At 66.9% G+C, this 20,022-nt stretch carries 12 protein-coding genes; all 12 read left to right on the plus strand.

What is annotated here, in order from left to right:
* Positions 1 to 55 precede the first annotated feature (55 nt).
* A complete protein-coding gene (locus HLH29_RS09210; RefSeq protein ID WP_182966031.1) occupies positions 56 to 3,313 on the plus strand; it encodes an AsmA-like C-terminal region-containing protein in 3,258 nt (1,085 codons plus the stop codon).
* 22 nt (positions 3,314 to 3,335) lie between these two features.
* On the plus strand, positions 3,336 to 4,574 hold the full coding sequence (locus HLH29_RS09215) for a DNA recombination protein RmuC (RefSeq protein ID WP_182966032.1): 1,239 nt from the start codon (positions 3,336 to 3,338) through the stop codon (positions 4,572 to 4,574).
* Positions 4,575 to 4,603: 29 nt separating this feature from the next.
* Positions 4,604 to 5,347, plus strand: a complete 744-nt coding sequence (locus tag HLH29_RS09220; protein WP_182966158.1) for a response regulator transcription factor — start codon at positions 4,604 to 4,606, stop codon at positions 5,345 to 5,347.
* Positions 5,348 to 5,350: 3 nt separating this feature from the next.
* Positions 5,351 to 6,763, plus strand: a complete 1,413-nt coding sequence (locus HLH29_RS09225) for a sensor histidine kinase (RefSeq protein WP_182966034.1) — start codon at positions 5,351 to 5,353, stop codon at positions 6,761 to 6,763.
* Positions 6,764 to 6,920: 157 nt separating this feature from the next.
* Positions 6,921 to 10,103 carry an efflux RND transporter permease subunit gene (locus HLH29_RS09230; protein WP_182966036.1) on the plus strand — a complete coding sequence of 1,061 codons (3,183 nt, stop codon included), beginning with the start codon at positions 6,921 to 6,923 and terminating at the stop codon, positions 10,101 to 10,103.
* Positions 10,100 to 11,383 (plus strand): efflux RND transporter periplasmic adaptor subunit, encoded by a 1,284-nt coding sequence (locus tag HLH29_RS09235; RefSeq protein WP_182966037.1) that lies wholly within the window; start codon positions 10,100 to 10,102, stop codon positions 11,381 to 11,383. Before HLH29_RS09230 ends, HLH29_RS09235 begins: the two co-directional genes overlap by 4 nt.
* The gene (locus HLH29_RS09240) at positions 11,380 to 13,011 is read left to right on the plus strand and encodes an efflux transporter outer membrane subunit (RefSeq protein WP_182966039.1); all 1,632 of its coding nucleotides are present in this window, start codon (positions 11,380 to 11,382) and stop codon (positions 13,009 to 13,011) included. Before HLH29_RS09235 ends, HLH29_RS09240 begins: the two co-directional genes overlap by 4 nt.
* Before the next feature lie 108 nt (positions 13,012 to 13,119).
* Positions 13,120 to 13,554, plus strand: coding sequence for a 50S ribosomal protein L11 (gene rplK, locus HLH29_RS09245; protein WP_182966041.1), 435 nt, complete (start codon positions 13,120 to 13,122; stop codon positions 13,552 to 13,554).
* A 4-nt stretch (positions 13,555 to 13,558) separates the two neighbouring features.
* Positions 13,559 to 14,254, plus strand: coding sequence for a 50S ribosomal protein L1 (rplA, locus tag HLH29_RS09250; protein ID WP_182966043.1), 696 nt, complete (start codon positions 13,559 to 13,561; stop codon positions 14,252 to 14,254).
* A gap of 292 nt (positions 14,255 to 14,546) precedes the next feature.
* Positions 14,547 to 15,065, plus strand: a complete 519-nt coding sequence (rplJ, locus tag HLH29_RS09255; protein WP_182949581.1) for a 50S ribosomal protein L10 — start codon at positions 14,547 to 14,549, stop codon at positions 15,063 to 15,065.
* 101 nt (positions 15,066 to 15,166) lie between these two features.
* Entirely contained in the window at positions 15,167 to 15,541 is a 375-nt protein-coding gene (gene rplL, locus HLH29_RS09260) for a 50S ribosomal protein L7/L12 (protein WP_182966045.1), read from the plus strand.
* Positions 15,542 to 15,818: 277 nt separating this feature from the next.
* Positions 15,819 to 19,991, plus strand: a complete 4,173-nt coding sequence (gene rpoB, locus HLH29_RS09265) for a DNA-directed RNA polymerase subunit beta (RefSeq protein ID WP_182966047.1) — start codon at positions 15,819 to 15,821, stop codon at positions 19,989 to 19,991.
* Positions 19,992 to 20,022 lie beyond the last annotated feature (31 nt).

Here is a 20,022-nt window from a genome sequence, read left to right on the forward strand (position 1 = left end):
GGGCCATATCCCGCGCCATGTCGCGCCGGGGCCGCGGCGCACCCTGGACGGCGCGATGACCCCCGGTCAAGGCCCCCGATCTTCGGCGCCACGCAGGGGGTGGCGCATCGTCCGGGTGCTGGCAGCGGCCTGCGTGGCCGTGCCGGTTCTGCTGGTTGTGGGGCTGGCGGGGTGGCTCTCCTGGCGGCCCGTCGATGTCACGCCGCTGGCGCGGCTGGCGCTGGCGCGCGTGCTGCCGCCCGGCGCGCGGGGACAGAAGGCGGTCCATCTGGAACTGGGGCGGATGCGCGTTGGCTGGGACTGGCTGCATCGCGGCGTGGCCGCGCCGCTGGACGTTGCGGCCGATGATCTGCGCCTGCGCCGGCCCGATGGAAGCGTGGCGGAGAGCGTCGGCGCGCTGCGGCTGGTGCTGGCCAGCGGGCCGCTGTTGCATGGCCAGCTTGTCGCGCCCGAGCTGGCGGTGTCGGACGCGCGGGTGACGCTGCGTCGGGACGCGGATGGAGCGATCGGTCTCGATACCGGCGTGGCGCAGGATGGAGGCGGCACGGCTGGTCTGCCGCTTGATCCCCGGATGATGGAAAGGCTGGCTCTGGAGGATGTCGCGGTCACGCTGCGCGATGTGCCGACCGGCCAGACATGGCGCGCCGACGGGGTGAATGCCGAGCTGCGTGCCGTGCGTCATGCCGCCCTGTTCGGCCTGGTCGGCCATGCCGGGGTGACGCTGGCGGGGCCGGGGCTGCGCGCGACGCTGCGCGCCGATGGCCAGGCCGATGGTGCGGCGGGACTGGTCTGGCATCTCGCCGCCACGCCGGTGACGCCGAGCGCGCTGGCCCCGCTGGCGCCGGGCCTGGCCCATGCCGACCTGCCCGTCGGGCTGGATGCAACGGTTCGTCTGGCGGCGGATCGGGATGGCCTGATGGCCCGCCCGGTCGCGGCCGCCCTGCGCGTGCGGGCGGGTGCCGGGCGGATCGTGACGGGCGCGCGGGGCCTGGTTCGCGTGGCCGGCGCGCAGGCGGATTTCACGGCCCGTTTCACGCCCGATGCCGGCGGCGGCGCTATTCCGGGTGGGGCGAAGATCCGGCTGGAGACGCTGGCGGCCAGCATACTGCCCTCCGACCGTCCGGCGAGCATGCCCGGCGATACGGTCACGCTGTCCGCGCATGCGGCGCTGGATGTTGCCAGCCTGAATGGCCCCGGGCCGATCTACGGCGCGGTGGATGCGACCATTCCCACACTCGATTTCGCGACCCTGGCTTCCTACTGGCCTGCGGGGGCGATGAAGGGCGCGCGGGCGTGGGTGACGCGGAATATCACGCGCGGCACGGCGCAGAACCTGCATGTCGCCATCGGGCTGGGCAGCGCTTCGGGGTGGAAGGCGCTTGCCATGCGGTCGATGGCGGGCGGCGTCACCGGGTCGGGCCTGGACCTGCACTGGCTGCGTCCGATCCCGCCGATCCAGGGGGTGAATGCCGTCCTGACCTTCGAGGGGCCGGACGCGCTGTCGATCGCCTTCAGCGACGGTGTCCAGACCATGGAGCGCGCCGGCCGCCATGTCGGCGCCACCGGCACCGGGCGGCTTGCGGTCGGCGACGGGCACATGCGCATCACCGGCCTGCAGGGGAAGGACCAGACCGGCGACATTACGACGACCCTGCGCGGCAATCTGCGCGATGTGCTGGCTCTGCTGGCCGAGCCCCGCCTGCATCTGCTGTCGCGCCATCCGGTCGCGTTCGACCAGCCCAGCGGCAATGCGCGGGTCGTCCTGCATCTGGGCCTGCCGCTGGACGACAAGGTCTCGGTGGATCAGATCCAGCTGAATGGCCATGCCGACCTGGATCATCTGCATCTGGGCGACGTGGTGCAGGGGCGCGCCCTGGATGACGGGCGGGTGACGCTGGATGCCACGACGCAAGGGTTGACCATGCGGGGCACGGCGCTGCTGGGCGGCATGCAGTCGGCCCTGACCTATGCCATGGATTTTCGTGGCACGCCGGAGGTCCGCACCACCGAGAGCGCGCATGTGCGCATCCATGTTACGCCCGAGAGCGCGGTGCGCGCCGGTTTCGATGTCGGCCAGCGTTTCCATGGCAGCGCGGACCTGGATGTCGATTACGATCGCTTCCCCGACAGTACCGGTCAGGTGGACCTGAAGCTGGACCTGACGGATACGGCGCTGACCATTCCGGTGTGGAGCAAGCAGCGGGGGCAGGCGGCAGCGGCCTCGGCACGGCTGGGGCTGGATGATGGGCGTCTGGTCTCGGTCGAGGCCATTCATGCCACCGGCCCCGACTTGCTGATCGATGGCCGTGCGACCATGGGGCGGGATGGCGGACGCAGCCTGATCATGCGCGGGTTCCGCGTCGGCCGGTCGCGGGGGGATGCGACAGTGGGGGTTTCGCCGCGACCGTCCGATCCGCTTCGTGTGGCGGTCCATGCCTCGGTGCTGGACCTGTCGCCGCTTCTGGCGCCCACGCCGGAGGCGGCTGCGTCTCCCAAGGAAGCGGAAAAAGGGGCCTATCACATGCCAGAGGCCGCGTCGGGCCGGGTGCATGGGCCGCCTGGGCGGAGCTGGCTGATCGATGCCGATGTCCGTACATTGTTCTATGCCCGCGCCGCGGCACTGACCGGTGTGCATGCGCATCTGGAGGATAATGGCGTCCGCCTGACGCGGATGCGGTTTTCCATGGCCGGGCCGTCGCCGGCCAGTGCGACCCTGACACCGGAGCGGGACGGGCGGCACCTGTGGGCCAGTGTCCAGGATCTGGGCCTGATGCTGCGTACGCTGGGCGTGACGACCAAGTTCGAGGGCGGGCGGACCGTGATGCGGGGCGTGTTCGACGATGCCCAGCCCAGTGCGCCCTTTACGGGTGTGCTGACTGTCGATCCCATCACGTTGCGCGAGGTGCCGCAGGCGGTGCGCCTGGCAAATAATGCCTCGCTCTATGGCTGGATGCAGGCCGCGCCGACGCCGGGGTTCGCGATCCAGCGCGTTTCCCTGCCCTTCACCTTCCGCGACGGGGTGCTGGAGGTCCATGACGGGGTGGCCAGCAATGCCTCGCTGGGGGTGACGGTCGAGGGGCCGGTCGATCTGGACCGGGGGAAGCTGGAGCTGAAAGGGACCATCGTCCCGGCTTTTGCCGTGAATACCATCCCCGGTCACATGCCGGGCGTGGGGCGGCTGATGAGCCCGGAGAAGGGGGGTGGCCTGCTGGCGGCTACCTTCGTGGTCAGCGGGGCGCTGGATTCGCCGGCGCTGCGGGTCAATCCGTTTTCGCTCTTCCTGCCCGGCGTGATGCGCCGGCTGGTCGAGTAGGCGGTCCGTGGAAGGAGAAGCGATGGACGGTCTGGGGGCCGGGGGGTGGGGGCTTGTGGCCCTGGTGGTGATCGCGATCGTGGCCGCGCTGGTGCTGCTGGCGCGGCGCGGACGTGGAGCGGATGGGGGTGACCTGCTGGCGCGCGTCTATGTCATGATGGAGCGCGATTCCGCCGCGCGCCTGGCCGATGGCGAGGCCCAGCGTACCCGGCTGGACCAGTTTCGTGCCGAGACGGCGGACCGGCTGGGGGCGATGGCGCAATCGCTGACTCGGGACTTGGCCGAGGCGCGGGTGCGCCAGAGCGAGGCGCTGCGCGAGATGGCCGAGACCTCGGCCCGGCAGCTCGACGCCATTCGCGCCACGGTGGACGAGCGTCTGCACGAGGCGGTGGAGCGGCAGATGCAGACCTCGTTCCAGCGGGTGCTGGAGCAGTTTACGGCCATGCAGAAGGCGATGGGCGAGGTCTCGGCGATGACGGCGCAGATCGGCGACCTCAAGCGCCTGTTCTCCAACGTCAAGACGCGTGGCGGCTGGGGCGAGGCGCAGTTGCGCGCGATTCTGGACGATGTGCTGCCGCCCGGTGCCTACGAGGCCAATTGCCGCCTGCGCGAGGGTAGTGGCGAGGTGGTGGAATTTGCCGTGCGCATGCCGGTAAAGGCTACCACGCCGCCATTGCTGGCGATCGATTCCAAATTCCCCACCGAGGCGTATGAGCGCCTGCTGGATGCCGTGGACCGCGTGGATGCCGAGGCCGAGCGCGCCGCCCGCCGCGCGCTGGAGACGACGCTGAAGATTGAAGCCCGCAAGATCGCCGCCAAATATATCGTCCCGCCTGTGACGGTGGAATTCGCGGTCCTGTATCTGCCGACCGACGGGCTCTATGCCGAGATCGCGCGGATTCCGGGACTGATGGACGAGATCGGGCGGACCTGCCGGGTGATGATCATGGGTCCCGGCCTGCTGCCGGCCATGCTGCGGACGATCCATCTGGGATACGTCACCATGGCGCTGGAGGAGAGGACGGACGGCATCGCGCGCCTGCTGGGCGCCACCCGGCAGGAAATGCTGCGGATGGATGGCGTGCTGGAGCGACTGGCGCGCAATGCCTCGGCCATGTCGTCGTCGATCGACGAGGCACGGCGGCGGACGCGGGTGGTGGCGAAGCAGTTGCGCGGGCTGGACGGGATCGACGCGGCCGCCATCCCGCCGCTGGACGAGGAAGTGGCGGGGCGGGGTGAAACCGAATTTAATGGTGCTTGAGGCGGGGGGAGATCATGCCTGACCGGACCATGAATGCGACATCGACCTCAGAACCGTTTTCCCACTCCGGGGGGGCTGGACCGGGCCGCGAGGGCCGGCCGCGGGTGCTGCTGGTGGAGGATGACGGCAAGATCGCCCAGGAAGTCGCCGAGGAACTGGAAAGCCGGGGCTTTGCCGTTCGTCATGCCCAGACGGGACGGGACGGGCTGGCGGCGGCCATGGCCGAGACGTTCGACGTGATGATCGTGGACCGGATGCTGCCGCAGATGGACGGGCTGACGCTGATCGAGACCCTGCGCGGGCGCCAGGTGCCGAGCCCGGTGCTGGTGCTGTCGGCGCTGTCGGCCGTCGATGACCGGGTGAGCGGGTTGAAGGCGGGTGGCGACGATTACCTGACCAAGCCCTTCGCGATGGAGGAACTGACCGCTCGGCTGGAGGCGCTGATGCGCCGCCCCAACAATACGCGCGAGACCATGCTGCATGTCGGGCCGCTGAGCATGGACCTGATCGAGCGCACGGTGACGCGGGACGGACAGCCGATCGACCTGCTGCCGCGCGAATTCCGGCTGCTGGAGTATCTGATGCGCCGGCCGAACCAGGTGCTGACCCGCACCATGCTGCTGGAAGATGTGTGGAACTACCGCTTCATCCCGCAGACCAACCTGGTGGATGTCCATATCGGCAAGCTGCGGCGCAAGATCGACGACCCGGCCGGGGTGCCGCTGATCCAGAGCATCAGGGGCACCGGATTCATGCTGCGCGTGCCCGAATAGGTCATGCAACTGGGCGAGGTGCTGCGCACCGCGACGTTCCGGCTGACGCTGGCGGTGGTCGTGGCGATGATCGGTACGGCGGCGCTGCAATTCTCGGTCGGATACAGCCAGACCAAGGCGTTCGAGTTCCGGCGCACGGACGAACTGCTGCATCGCGAGGCTGCCCTGCTGGCGCGCGAGCAGAAGCAGGATCTGGAACACAAGATCAGCGAGCGCGCGACCGACGATCTGCGCGTGGTGATCAATCAGGCCGCGCTGTTCGATACCGCCCATCGCCATATCGCGGGCGACCTGCATACCTGGCCCGAAGGGCTGGTGGTCGATGGCCATGTCCATGAAGTGACCGTTCTGCCGAACGAGGATGCGCCCTATGTCCTACGCATCCTGGCCGTGCCGGTTGAGGGCGACCGGGTGCTGGTCCTGGGGCGCGGCCTGCACATGATTGCGGAATGGCGGCTGATGATGCGCCATTCGCTGCTGGTCTCGATCGTGCCCACGGTGCTGTTCGCGCTGCTGTGCGGCATCGTGCTGAGCCATCGCGCGCTGGGGCGCGTGGGCCGGATGCATGAGGCGATCGACCGGATCATGGATGGCGACCTGCATGAGCGTCTGCCTGCCGGGCGCCAGCGGGACGAGATGCAGCGCCTGGCCGGCAGCGTAAACCGCATGCTGGACCGGCTGGAGCATCTGATGGGCGAGATCCGCGATGTCGGCAACGACATCGCCCATGACCTGCGCACGCCCCTGGCCCGCGTACGCGCCCGTCTGGACCGCGCGCAGGCGGGCATGCTGTCAGCCGATGACCTGCGCACCGTCATCGCGCGCTCGATCGACGATCTGGACCAGTGTTTTTCCATCATCACCGCCCTGCTGCGGATCGGCGAGATCGAGAATGCCCGTCGGCGGGTCGGATTCTCGGTCGTGGACCTCAACGAGATCGCGACCGATATCGTCGATCTGTACGAGCCGATCGCCGAAACGCGGCAGATCAGGCTGGCATTCCGCGCGGCATCGGGGCCCGTGCCGGTGCATGGCGACCGGGACCTGCTGATCGAGGTGCTGGCGAACCTGATCGATAATGCGTTGAAATTCACCGATCCCGGCGGCGACGTCACGCTGGCGACCTATCCGGACGGCCAGGGCGGGGTGCGGCTGGAGGTCGCCGATACCGGCATCGGCATCATGCCCGAGGAGCGGCAGGCGGTGATGAACCGGTTCTACCGTTCGGACAAGAGCCGCCATGTGCCGGGCAGCGGGCTGGGCCTCAGCCTGGTTTCGGCCATCCTGCGCCTGCATAACGCGCAACTGACCATTTCGAGCGCCCGCCGGCACGATGCCCGGCCCGGCGCGCTGTTCGGGGTGGCATTCCCGCCTTCCACGCCGGTCGCGGCCCCGCCGGCCCAGGCCGGTTTTTAAATGGGAATTTCATTGGCGCGTTCGCATGGCGTGCTAACGAGGCCCCCGAACGATCGGGAGTGACGACGATGCACGCTTGCGGGCCAGATCGCAGGGGCGTGGCGGACAGGCGGGATGGACGGCGCGCGGACCCGCGCGCAGGAGGTTCGCGCCGCGCATGAACGCCATTGTCGTCACCGCGCTCAAGCGGCCCTATACGTTCGTCGTCCTGTCGATTCTTATCGTCGTCTTTGGTGTCCGGTCGATGGTCCAGACCCCGACCGACGTCTTCCCCAGCATCAAGATCCCGGTCGTCGCCATCGTCTGGACCTATACCGGCCTGATGCCGGAAGACATGTCGGGGCGCGTCATCTACTATTACGAGCGCGCGCTGACCGCGACCGTCAACAATATCGAGCATATCGAGAGCCAGTCCTATTACGGGCGCGGCATCGTCAAGGTGTTCTTCCAGCCCGGCACCGATACCGCGGTGGCGCAGACGCAGATCACCTCGGTCTCGCAGACCGTGATCAAGCAGATGCCGGCGGGCATGACGCCGCCCCTTGTGCTGACCTACAATGCGTCCTCGGTGCCGGTACTGACGCTTCAGGTGTCGTCGGACTCGATGACCGCGTCGCAGATCTACGACATGTCGTCGAACCTGATCCGGCCGGCCCTGGTGTCGGTGGCGGGGGCCGCGATTCCGAACCCCTATGGTGGCCAGCCAGGCAATATCATGGTCGATTTGGATCAGGCGAAGCTGCTGGCGCATGGGCTGTCGGCCACCGACGTAGGCAATGCGCTGGGCAAGCAGAATATCGTGCTGCCGGCGGGTGACCAGAAAATCGGGGCGCTGGACTTCATGGTCCAGACGAATGCGACGCCCCGCGCGATCGACGAATTCAACGCGATTCCGATCAAGCAGGTCGGCAATGCGGTCGTCTATATGCGTGACGTGGCGTGGGTGCATCAGGGCGGGCCGCCGCAGACCAACATGGTGCTGGTCAAGGGGCATCAGGCGGTCCTGATCGTGATCATGAAGAGCGGCGACGCCTCGACGCTGGACGTGGTCAGCGGGGTGAAGGCGCTGCTGCCCGGCGTGACCGCGACGCTGCCGCCCGGGGTGCAGATCAAGGTGCTGAACGACGCCTCGACCTTCGTGAAGGAGGCGGTGCGCGACGTGGTGCAGGAAATGGGCACGGCGGCGCTGCTGACCAGCCTGGTGGTGCTGGTGTTCCTGGGCTCCTGGCGCTCCACGGTGATCATCGCCACCTCGATCCCGCTGGCCATGCTGTGCTCGATCATCGGGCTGGGCTGGGCTGGGCAGACGATCAACGTCATGACGCTGGGTGGCCTGGCGCTGGCGGTCGGCATCCTGGTTGATGACGCCACCGTCATGATCGAGAATATCGATGCCCATCTGGAGATGGACAAGGATCTGGAAACCGCGATCATCGACGCGGCCAACCAGATCGTGATCCCGACCTTCGTCTCCACCATGTGCATCTGCATCGTCTGGATGCCGTTGTTCCAGCTGACCGGCGTTGCGGGCTGGCTGTTCATGCCGATGGCCGAGGCCATCATCTTCGCGATGATCGCCTCTTTCATCCTGTCGCGTACCCTGGTGCCGACCATGGCGAAATACCTGCTGGCGGCCCAGGTCGCGGCCCATCATGCCGCCAAGCATGGTCATGCGGCGCCGAAGGGCTTCTTCGGCCGCTTCCAGCAGGGATTCGAGGCCCGGTTTACCGCCTTCCGCCATGCCTATCGCGACCTGCTCACGGCGCTGGTGGCCGCGCGCATGCGCTTTATCGGCACCTTCCTGGGGCTGGCCGTGGGCTCGGTGGGGCTGCTGGTGTTCGTGGGGCAGGATTTCTTCCCCGAGATTAATTCGAACGCGCTGGCGATGCATATGCGCGCCCCGCTGGGCAGCAAGATCAACGAGGCGGGCAAGATCTCGATGCTGGTCAGCGGCGAGATCCATCGCCTGCTGCCCGGCGAGGTCGATGACATCGTGGCCAATTGCGGCCTGCCGTTCAGTGGCCTGAACCAGGCCTTCATCCCGACCCCCACCGTCGGCGCGCAGGATTGCGACCTGACCATCACCCTGCGCGACGAGGAGGCGCCGGTCGCGGCCTATCGCGATATCCTGCGCAAGGGGCTGGCCGAACGGTTTCCGGGCACCGAACTGACCTTCATGCCGGCCGACCTGACGGCGAAGATCCTCAATTTCGGCCTGCCGGCACCGCTCGACGTGCAGATCAGCGGCCGTAACCTGGCGGAGAATTTCACCTTCGCCCAGCATCTGGCCGAGCGGCTGCGGCATGTGACGGGCGTGACCGACGTGTCGGTGCAGGAGCCGATGACGACGCCCACCCTGCGGGTGAACGCCCGGCGCTCCTACGCGCTGGGGACCGGCCTGACGGAAGCCGACATCGCCAACAACGCGCTGGCGACCCTGTCGGGCAGCGGCCAGGTCTCGCCGACCTACTGGCTGGATCCGAAGACCGGCGTGTCGCATCTGGTCGATATCCAGACGCCGCTGCAGTTCCTGCAGAGGCTGAACGATCTGGAGACGATTCCGATCGACCGGGGCGACGGCAACCCGATGAGCAAGGCGCCGCAGATCCTGGGCGGGCTGAGTCAGATCGTCCAGACCGGCACGCCCGGCGAGGTCTCGCACTACAACATCCTGCCGGTGTTCAACATCTACGCCACCAATAACGGTCTGGACCTGGGTGCGGTCTCGCGCGCGGTGAGCCGGGTGGTCGAGGCGTCGCGCCATGACCTGCCGATGGGCTCCAGCCTGGTCGTGCGCGGGCAGGCGGTGACGATGAACGACGCGTATCGCCAGTTGGGCATCGGATTGGCGATGTCGATCCTGCTGGTGTACCTGATCATCGTCGTCAATTTCCAGTCGTGGCTGGACCCGTTCATCATCATCACCGCGCTGCCCGGCGCGCTGGCGGGGATCGCGTGGAGCCTGTTCCTGACGCATACCGCGCTGTCTGTGCCGGCGCTGACGGGGGCGATCATGTGCATGGGCACCGCCACCGCCAACTCGATCCTGGTCGTGTCGTTCGCCCGTGAGCGGCTGGAAGTGCATGGCGATGCCGTGAAGGCCGCCATCGAGGCCGGGTTCGAACGTATCCGGCCGGTGTTGATGACGGCATCGGCCATGATCATCGGCATGCTGCCGATGTCCCTGAGCAATTCGCAGAACGCGCCGCTCGGCCGGGCGGTGATGGGCGGGCTGATGGTAGCGACGGTGGCGACGCTGCTGTTCGTGCCTTCCGTCTTCGCCCTGCTGCATGGCAGGCGGTCCGAGAGACACCGTAGCGCCGAAGGAGAACGCGCATGAGCGCCGTGGAACAGACCCGCGGACCAAAACCGTCGGGGCGCGGGAAGCTGCTGGCCGGCGTCGGCGTCATCCTTGCGGTGGTGGTGGTCGGCGGCGGGATCATCCAGCGGCAGGCGCATCTGGGCGCGCTGCGTCACCAGACGGAAGATGCCGCGATCCCGCGGGTGCAGCTGATCTCGCCCGGCAAGGGGCCGAGCATCCGCACGCTGGACCTGCCGGGCAATATCTCGGCCTGGTACCTGGCGCCGATCTATGCCCAGGTCTCGGGCTATGTGCGCATGTGGTACAAGGATTTCGGCGCCGAGGTGAAGGCGGGCGACGTGCTGGCCACCATCGACACGCCGGGGCTGGATGCGCAGTACGCCGCGTCGAAGGCGAATTTCGACGTGGCGATGGCGCGCTACAAGCTGGCACAGATCACGGCGAAGCGCTGGAAGGCGCTGCAGGGCACGCAGGCCGTATCCCAGCAGGAAGTCGACGTGCAGGCCGCGAACGCCGAGGCCGAGCAGGCGCAGGTGGAGGCCGCCCGGCATGAGGTGTCGCGCTATGCGGCGCTGATCGGCTTCAAGCAGATTGTCGCCCCCTTCGACGGGGTGGTGACGTCGCGCCTGGCCGATGTCGGCGATTATGTGAATGCCGGCGGCGGCGATGTCAGCGCACGCGGGACCGCGACAGAGCTGTTCAGCGTGGCCGACGTGCATCGCATGCGCGTGTTCGTCTCGGTGCCGCAGGATTATGCCGATATCATCAGCCCCAAGCTGACGGCCGAAGTGACGGTACCGCAGCATCCGGGGCGGGTGTACAAGGCCACGTTCCTGGCCACTGCCGGCGCGTTCAACGCGACGACCCGCACGGTGACCACCGAACTGACGCTGGATAACAGCGACCGCACGCTGTGGCCGGATTCCTATGCCACCGTTCATTTCCGCGCGCCGGGCGACCCGGACATTCTGGTGATTCCGGAAGGTGCGCTGATCTTCCGGGCCGAGGGCATGCAGGTGGCGCTGGTCGACGAGCATAACCGTATCCGCCTGCATAATGTGACCGTCGGGGCCAATCTGGGCACCACGGTGCAGATCCGGGGCGGGCTGAAGGCGACCGACCGGCTGGTCAACAACCCCTCGGCCGGCCTGCTGGACGGGCAGGAGGTCCGGGTGGTGGATGCGACGCCGGGCTATAACGCGCAGCCGGCCGTGGCGAACGATTCGGCCCGTACCGACGATGTCCGTGCCATGCCGAACGATCGGTCGGGTGCGGAGGAGGCGGGAGCCCGTCAATGACTCTGTCCTCTCCCGCGCGGCGATTGCGGCGCCGTTCCGCCGGCCGGCTGCAGCACGCGGCCCGCTGGGCCGGCGGCCTGGCGCTGCTGACCGGCCTGGCCGGGTGCGACATGGCGCCCGCCTATCACCCCGACCATTTCGTCTTTCCCGACAATTGGAAGGGCGAGGGCACGGTGCGCTACGCCGCGCCCGACGAGGCCGCGTTGCGGGGGGATTGGTGGACCCTGCTCGGCGACCCGATGCTGAACCGGCTGGAAGAGCAGGCCAATCGCGCCAATCCGGACCTTCAGGTCGCGGCCGAGACCTTCACCCAGGCGCGCGACATGGCGGCCGAGGCCCAGGCGGGCCTGTATCCGCAGGTGACGGCGGGTGCGGGCATGGCCAAATACAAGGGCTCGGCGCATCGGCTGTGGCGCGGGGCAGGATCGACCGGCCCGACTTATATGTCGTCGGAGCAATATAGCGGCACCGCGACGTGGGAGCCTGATTTCTGGTCGGCGATCCGCAATCGCAAGCGGATGCGCGTGCAAGCGGCGCAGGAACGCGCCGCCGATTACGCGCTGACGCGGCTGAGCACCGACGCCGAACTGGCGTCCGATTACATCGCCCTACGCGGGCTGGACGTGCAGGACGCGGTCTATCGCGACTCGATCAATACCTACAAGCTGGCGGTGCAGATCACGCATATGCGCCAGGCCGGGGCGATTGCCGCCGGGTTGGACGTCTCGCGCGCCGAAAACCAGCTCTATGCCACCCAGGCGCAGGAGACCGACCTGCTGGCGCGCCGGGCGGTGCTGGAACATGCGATCGCGGCGCTGGTGGGCGTAGCGCCGGCATCCTTTCGTCTGGAGCCGGAAAACCAGATGCATTTCCCCGATGTCGGAGTGCCGATGCTGCTGCCCTCGGCGCTGCTGGAGCGTCGGCCGGACGTGGCGGCCGCCGAGCGCGAGATGGCCCAGGCCAACCGCGCCATCGGCGTGTCGCGCGCCGCGTTCTATCCGAACGTGTCGGTGAACGCGATGACCGGATTCATGGATAACGGCTTCACCCTCGCCGACTTGTCGAACAGCATGTATTCCTATGCCGTGCAGGCGGCGATGCCGCTGTTCCAGGGGGGGCTGCGCCGGGCGGAGCTGCAACGCACCTGGTCGCAATATCGCCAGGCAGAGGATAATTATCGCGGCGTGGTGCTACAGGCCTTCCAGGATGTCGAGGACGGGCTGACCATGACCGGGCAGCTACGTACCGAACTGGCGCAGCAGCACCGTTCGGTGCAGGCCGCCGTCCGGACCCAGGGCATGACCATGGCGCTCTATACGGGCGGGCTGACCAACTATCTGGACGTGGTGGTGGCCCAGATCGCCGCCCTGACCGCGCGCACTGCCGAGGTCCAGGTCGAGACCCGCCGCCATCAGGCGACGGTGGCGCTGATCCGCGCGCTGGGCGGCGGATGGTCGCGGGCCCAACTGCCGTCCGACAAGTCGGTCATGCCCTTCGCGCCCCTGCAGTATGAGGGGCTGCGTGTGCCCAGGGAGGCCGGGGGCATCGCGACCGGCAGCGGGCCGGACCAGCTGAACCTGACCGGGACCGGCCTGGCCGGAGCGGGGTTGACAACCCCGGCCCAATAGGGTTAGGGACCCGCCTCTTACGGAACGCGGGAGGCCGCGTCCGCCGTCTTGCACGGCGGGCCGGCCGCAGGAACCGCGGTCCGGGTGAAACAGTCAGGAGCCCCGGATATGGCCAAAAAGATCGTTGGCTACATCAAGCTACAAATTCCCGCCGGCAAGGCGAATCCGTCCCCGCCGGTCGGCCCGGCGCTGGGTCAGCGCGGCCTGAACATCATGCAGTTCTGCAAGGAGTTCAACGCCAAGACGCAGGGTCTCGAGCCCGGCATGCCGATCCCGGTCGTCATCACCGCCTATGCCGACCGCACGTTCACCTTCATCACCAAGACCCCGCCGAACACCTATTTCCTGATGAAGGCTGCCAACATCAAGAAGGGCAGCTCGACGGTGGGCAAGTCGGCCGCGGTCGGCAGCGTCACGATGACGCAGCTGCGCGAGATCGCCGAGCAGAAGAAGCAGGACATGAATGCCAACGACATCGACGGGGCTGTGCGGATGCTGATCGGCTCCGCCCGTTCGATGGGCCTTACGGTGGTGGAGGGCTGATCCAATGGCCAAGAACAAGCGTCTGACGGCCGGCCAGGCCTCTGTCGACCGTAACAAATCCTATGGCCTCGACGAGGCGATCGGTCTGGTGAAGCAGACGGCGACCGCCAAGTTCGACGAGACGATCGAGATCTCGCTGAACCTGGGCATCGACCCGCGTCACGCCGACCAGATGGTCCGTGGCCTGCTGTCGCTGCCGAACGGCACCGGCAAGACCCTGCGCGTGGGCGTGTTCGCCCGTGGCGCGAAGGCCGAAGAAGCCCTGGCCGCCGGCGCCGACGTGGTGGGCGCCGAGGATCTGGCCGAGAAGGTGCAGGCTGGCGAAATCGCTTTCGACCGCTGCATCGCGACGCCGGACATGATGGCCCTGGTCGGTCGCCTGGGTAAGATCCTGGGTCCGCGCGGCCTGATGCCGAACCCGAAGCTGGGCACCGTGACGATGGACGTGAAGGGCGCCGTGACGGCGGCCAAGTCCGGCCAGGTCGAGTATCGCGCGGAGAAGGCTGGTATCATCCATGCCGGTATCGGCAAGGCGTCTTTCGACAGCGAGAAGCTGATCGAAAACATCCGCGCCTTCGTCGATGCGGTGCAGAAGGCCAAGCCGACGGGCGCCAAGGGCACCTATCTGCGCAAGGCCGCTCTGTCGTCCACGATGGGCCCCGGCGTGCGCGTCGACGTGTCCTCGTTCTCGGCGGGCTGACACGCAAGAGATGACGTGATGCCTGCAAGGGTATCGCGGACAGGAGGCGGGGCGCCTGCGTGCCTCGTTCTTCCGAACCTGTCCATGACCGGATGTGGCTGATGCCTTGATGGACCTTCGGGTCCGCAATCGGAAGACGGGGATTGCCGGATAGGGGTGGCTACGCCGCCCGCACTGGTTGTTCCGTTGTTCACAGGACAGGCGAACCGGAGGGTGGGCCGCAAGGTTTCGTCCTCCTAGGGTAAACCCGGCCTGTTGGGGCATCCCCGGCAGGTCACGACGGAGACGGGAATTGGACCGTACGGAGAAGCGGGAGTTTGTTGCCTCCCTCGCAGCCGTGTTCGCCGAGACGTCCATGGTTGTCGTAACCCGCAATGACGGGCTGACGGTGGCTGATGCGACGATCCTTCGGCAGCGCGTGCGCGCGGCTGGAGCGACTTACAAGGTCGCGAAGAACCGGCTGGCCAACCTCGCCCTGGCAGGGACCCGATTCGAAGGCATTTCGCCGCTGCTGAAGGGGCCGACCGCGATTTCGTGGTCTGCCGATCCTGTGGCCGTGGCCAAGGTGCTTGTCGAGTTCGCCAAGACCAACGAAAAGCTCGTTCTGCTCGGTGGAGCGCTCGGCACCCAGACATTGAATGTCGATGGGGTCAAGGCGCTGGCCGAGCTGCCGTCCCTGGATACGCTCCGGGCGCAGCTGGTGGGGATGATCTCCACGCCGGCCACGCGCATCGCGGGTGTTCTCCAGGCGCCGGCCGGACAGCTTGCGCGGGTTTTCGGGGCCTACGCCAAGAAGGACGAGGCTGCCTGAGCCATCTGCGCTCCGCATGCGCGGGGTGATGAAATTTGCACAGTCTCGTGAAATCGGGATTGTGTTGCGCCAATCAGTGTATACATTAGGAAGACCAAATCATGGCCGATCTGACCAAACTCGTTGACGAGCTGTCCGCCCTCACGGTTCTCGAGGCCGCCGAGCTCTCGAAGCTGCTGGAAGAGAAGTGGGGCGTTTCTGCCGCCGCTCCGGTTGCCGTTGCCGCCGCGCCGGCCGCTGCCGCTGCTGCTCCGGTTGAAGAGCAGACCGAGTTCACTGTTGTCCTGGCCAAGGCCGGCGACAAGAAGATCAACGTCATCAAGGAAATCCGTGGCATCACCGGCCTGGGCCTGAAGGAAGCCAAGGACCTGGTCGAGGGTGCGCCGAAGACCGTGAAGGAAGGCGTGAACAAGGACGAAGCCGAGAAGATCAAGAAGGTTCTTGAAGAGAACGGCGCGACCGTCGAAGTGAAGTAATCTGCCGGGTGTTGGCGGCCCCCGGGCTGCCTCTCCTGCTTGATGCCAGGTGAGGGCGGGAACCCGAAAGGGTCCCGCCCCCTTGGCCGTTCTGGCGCCCTGACCGCAAGGTCTCGGGCGCCTTCGGCGGTAGAAGGCCCATCCTTCGGGGTGGGCGGGGGTGCCGGCTGCGGTGCCCAGGCATAGACGGTTTGTGATGATCCGCTTTCGGTCGCCGTGGCTCCGGGTTCCGGGCGCGGAAAGGTACGGGTCGTCGGGGATGGGGGCAGGATAGACGATGAACGCGATTACGAAATCGTTCACGGGACGCAAGCGCATCCGCAAGAGCTTCGGGCGGATACCCGAAATCGCTCCGATGCCCAATCTGATCGACGTGCAGCGCGCCAGTTACGAGGCGTTCCTGCAGATGAACGTGTCGCCCGACAGCCGGACGCAGACCGGCCTGCAGGAAGTGTTCCGTTCGGTCTTCCCGATCAATGATTTCGCCGGGCGCGGCCGCCTGGAGTTCGTGCATTACGAACTTGAGGAGCCGAAATACGACGTTGAGGAATGCATCCAGCGCGGCCTGACCTTCGCGGCCCCGCTGAAGGTGGTGCTCCGTCTGATCGTGTGGGATGTCGACGAAGATACGGGTTCACGCTCGATCCGCGACATCAAGGAGCAGCCCGTCTATATGGGCGACATGCCGCTGATGACGGATAACGGCACCTTCATCATCAACGGGACCGAGCGCGTCATCGTCAGCCAGATGCACCGCAGCCCCGGTGTGTTCTTCGACCACGACAAGGGCAAGACCCATTCGTCGGGCAAGTTCCTGTTCGCCGCCCGCGTCATCCCCTATCGCGGCTCGTGGCTCGATTTCGAATTCGACAGCAAGGACCTGATCTACGTCCGCATCGACCGCAAGCGGAAGCTGCCGGTGACGACGCTGCTGTACGCCCTCGAGGGCGAGGCTTCGGCGGCGGCCCGCGCCGCTAAGATCGCCGAGGGCGGCGACGTCGACGCGCTGGAGATCCGTGGCATGGATGCCGACGAGATCCTGGGCTATTTCTACAATCAGGTCGTCTTCACCAAGACCCCCAAGGGCTGGGCCCGTCCGTTCGACGCCGAGTCGTTCCGCGGCATGAAGCTGCTGGAGCCGCTGGTGGACGCGCAGAGCGGCGAGGTGGTGGCCGAGGCCGACGCCAAGCTGACCGCCCGCATGGTGCGCAAGATCGCCGAGACGACCAAGGAAGTGCTGGTCGGCGCGGCCGGTCTGGTCGGCCGCTACGTGGCGCATGACCTGGTCAACCCCGAGACGGGCGAGATCTATGCCGAGGCCGGCGAAGAGCTGAGCGAGGCGCGGCTGGAAGCGCTGGAAGAGGCGGGTGTCGATTGCCTGCCGACGCTGGCGGTCGATGCCGCGAACGGCCCGTGGATCCGCAACACGCTGGCGGTGGACAAGAACGGCTCGCGCGATGACGCGCTGACCGACATCTATCGCGTGATGCGCCCCGGCGAGCCGCCGACCCCGGAAACCGCCGAGGCCATGTTCTCGGGCCTGTTCTTCGACGCGGACCGCTACGACCTGTCGGCGGTCGGTCGCGTGAAGATGAACATGCGTCTGGGCCTGGACGCGCCGGACACGATGCGCGTGCTGCGCAAGGAAGACATCCTGCGCACCGTCAAGATCATGTGCGAGCTGAAGGACGGCCGCGGCGCGATCGACGATATCGACAATCTGGGCAACCGTCGTGTCCGCTCGGTTGGCGAGCTGATGGAAAACCAGTATCGCGTCGGCCTGCTGCGCATGGAGCGCGCGATCCGCGAGCGCATGGGTTCGGTCGATATCGACACCGTGATGCCGCACGACCTGATCAACGCCAAGCCGGCGGCGGCGGCGGTGCGCGAGTTCTTCGGCTCGTCGCAGCTCAGCCAGTTCATGGATCAGACCAACCCGCTCTCCGAAGTGACGCACAAGCGTCGCCTCTCGGCGCTTGGCCCGGGCGGTCTGACGCGTGAGCGCGCGGGCTTCGAGGTGCGTGACGTCCATCCGACCCATTACGGCCGTATCTGCCCGATCGAGACGCCGGAAGGGCCGAACATCGGTCTGATCAACTCGCTGGCCACCTACGCCAAGGTGAACAAGTACGGCTTCATCGAGACCCCGTATCGGCTGGTGCGTGACGGCGTGCTGCAGGACGGCTGGAAATACCTCTCCGCCATGGAAGAGGAAAAGCTGATCGTCGCCCAGGCCGATGCCAAGCAGGATGGCGAAGGCCGCCTGACCGACGAGCTGGTCTCCGTGCGCCGTGGCGGCGATTTCCGCTTGGTGAAGCCTGAAGAGGTCACGGCCTGCGACGTGTCGCCCAAGCAGCTGGTCTCGGTCGCGGCGGCGCTGATTCCGTTCCTTGAGAACGATGACGCCAACCGCGCACTGATGGGCTCGAACATGCAGCGTCAGGCGGTGCCGCTGGTGCGCTCCGACGCGCCGCTGGTCGGCACGGGCATGGAAGCGGCTGTGGCGCACGATTCGGGCGCGACGATCGTGGCCAGGCGCAGCGGCGTGATCGACCAGATCGACGGCGCGCGTATCGTGGTCCGCGCCACCGACGCGGCCGGGGCGACCCAGGGCGTCGATATCTACCGCCTGCGCAAATATATGCGCTCGAACCAGTCGACCTGCATCAACCAGCGTCCGTTGGTGCGCGTGGGCGACCAGGTGCTGGCCGGCGACATCATCGCCGACGGTCCGTCGACCGAGCTGGGCGAACTGGCGCTGGGCCGGAACGTGCTGGTCGCGTTCATGCCGTGGAACGGGTACAATTTCGAAGATTCGATCCTGATTTCCGAGCGGATCGCGCGCGATGACGTCTTCACCTCGATCCATATCGAGGAATTCGAGGTCATGGCCCGTGACACCAAGCTGGGTCAGGAGGAAATCACCCGCGACATTCCCAATGTCGGCGAGGAGGCCCTGCGCAACCTCGACGAGGCGGGCATCGTCTATGTCGGCGCCGAGGTGAATCCGGGCGACATCCTGGTCGGCAAGGTGACGCCGAAGGGCGAAAGCCCGATGACGCCGGAAGAGAAGCTGCTGCGCGCCATCTTCGGTGAGAAGGCATCGGATGTCCGCGATACGTCGCTGAAGCTGCCGCCCGGCACCACGGGCACGATCGTCGATGTGCGCGTCTTCTCCCGTCGCGGCGTCGACAAGGACGAGCGCGCGATGGCGATCGAGCGCGCCGAGATCGAGCGTCTGGCCAAGGACCGCGACGATGAGCGCGCGATCCAGGAGCGGTCGTTCTACAACCGGCTGCGTGAGCGCCTGGTGGGTCAGGTCTCAGGCACCGGCTTCAAGGGCCTGCGTTCGGGCACCGAGATCACCGAAGAGGTGCTGGCCGAGCATCCGCGCGGCGCATGGCGGAACATCACCGTTGCCGCCGACGCGGTGATGGTCGAGCTGGAAGTGCTGCGGCGCGAGTTCGATGCCGCCGTGGCCCGCATCCAGGCGCGTTTCGAAAGCAAGGTCGAGAAGCTGCAGCGCGGTGACGAGCTGCCGCCCGGCGTGATGAAGATGGTCAAGGTGTTCGTCGCGGTGAAGCGGAAGCTGCAGCCGGGCGACAAGATGGCCGGCCGCCACGGCAACAAGGGTGTCGTCTCGCGCGTCGTGCCGGTGGAAGACATGCCGTTCCTCGAGGACGGCACGCCGGTCGATCTGGTGCTGAACCCGCTGGGCGTGCCTTCGCGCATGAATGTCGGGCAGATCCTGGAGACGCATCTGGGCTGGGCCTGCGCCAATATCGGCCGCGGCATCGGCGGACTGGTGGACGAGTATCAGCGCACCGGCGAGAAGAAGCAGGAGCTGCTGGACCGCCTGAAGACCGTCTATGGCGACAAGGTGTATGACGATTCCATCGTCACCCTGCCCAACGAGCAACTGGTGGAGCTGGCCAACAATCTGCGCAAGGGTGTGCCGATCGCGACGCCGGTGTTCGACGGCGCGTCGATCCCCGATATCGAGGCGATGCTGACCTATGCGGGGGTCAACAAGTCGGGCCAGTCGCAGCTGATCGACGGGCGCACGGGCGAGACGTTCGAGCGTCTGACCACGGTGGGCTACATCTACATGCTGAAGCTGCATCACCTGGTCGACGACAAGATCCACGCCCGCTCGATCGGTCCGTACTCGCTGGTCACGCAGCAGCCTCTGGGCGGCAAAGCCCAGTTCGGCGGTCAGCGCTTCGGCGAAATGGAGGTCTGGGCACTGGAAGCCTACGGTGCGGCCTACACGTTGCAGGAAATGCTGACGGTGAAGTCGGACGACGTGTCCGGTCGTACCAAGGTCTACGAAGCGATCGTGCGCGAGAACGACGATTTCGAGGCCGGTATTCCCGAGAGCTTCAACGTTCTGATCAAGGAACTGAAGTCGCTCGGCCTGAACGTGGACCTGGAGCAGAGTGGCGACTGACGTCGGCGTCAGTCACACCATTCCGTCTCTG

The organism is Gluconacetobacter tumulicola, assembly GCF_014174215.1.
Classification (GTDB): domain Bacteria; phylum Pseudomonadota; class Alphaproteobacteria; order Acetobacterales; family Acetobacteraceae; genus Gluconacetobacter; species Gluconacetobacter tumulicola.

Bases quoted from the DNA above. Each gene is read 5' to 3' on its own strand.
- HLH29_RS09225 (WP_182966034.1), top strand. From the start codon at position 5,351: ATGCAACTGGGCGAGGTGCTGCGCACCGCGACGTTCCGGCTGACGCTG.
- HLH29_RS09230 (WP_182966036.1), top strand. From the start codon at position 6,921: ATGAACGCCATTGTCGTCACCGCGCTCAAGCGGCCCTATACGTTCGTC.
- HLH29_RS09220 (WP_182966158.1), top strand. From the start codon at position 4,604: ATGAATGCGACATCGACCTCAGAACCGTTTTCCCACTCCGGGGGGGCT.
- HLH29_RS09240 (WP_182966039.1), top strand. From the start codon at position 11,380: ATGACTCTGTCCTCTCCCGCGCGGCGATTGCGGCGCCGTTCCGCCGGC.
- rplK (WP_182966041.1), top strand. From the start codon at position 13,120: ATGGCCAAAAAGATCGTTGGCTACATCAAGCTACAAATTCCCGCCGGC.
- HLH29_RS09235 (WP_182966037.1), top strand. From the start codon at position 10,100: ATGAGCGCCGTGGAACAGACCCGCGGACCAAAACCGTCGGGGCGCGGG.
- HLH29_RS09215 (WP_182966032.1), top strand. From the start codon at position 3,336: ATGGACGGTCTGGGGGCCGGGGGGTGGGGGCTTGTGGCCCTGGTGGTG.
- rpoB (WP_182966047.1), top strand. From the start codon at position 15,819: ATGAACGCGATTACGAAATCGTTCACGGGACGCAAGCGCATCCGCAAG.
- rplL (WP_182966045.1), top strand. From the start codon at position 15,167: ATGGCCGATCTGACCAAACTCGTTGACGAGCTGTCCGCCCTCACGGTT.
- HLH29_RS09210 (WP_182966031.1), top strand. From the start codon at position 56: ATGACCCCCGGTCAAGGCCCCCGATCTTCGGCGCCACGCAGGGGGTGG.
- rplA (WP_182966043.1), top strand. From the start codon at position 13,559: ATGGCCAAGAACAAGCGTCTGACGGCCGGCCAGGCCTCTGTCGACCGT.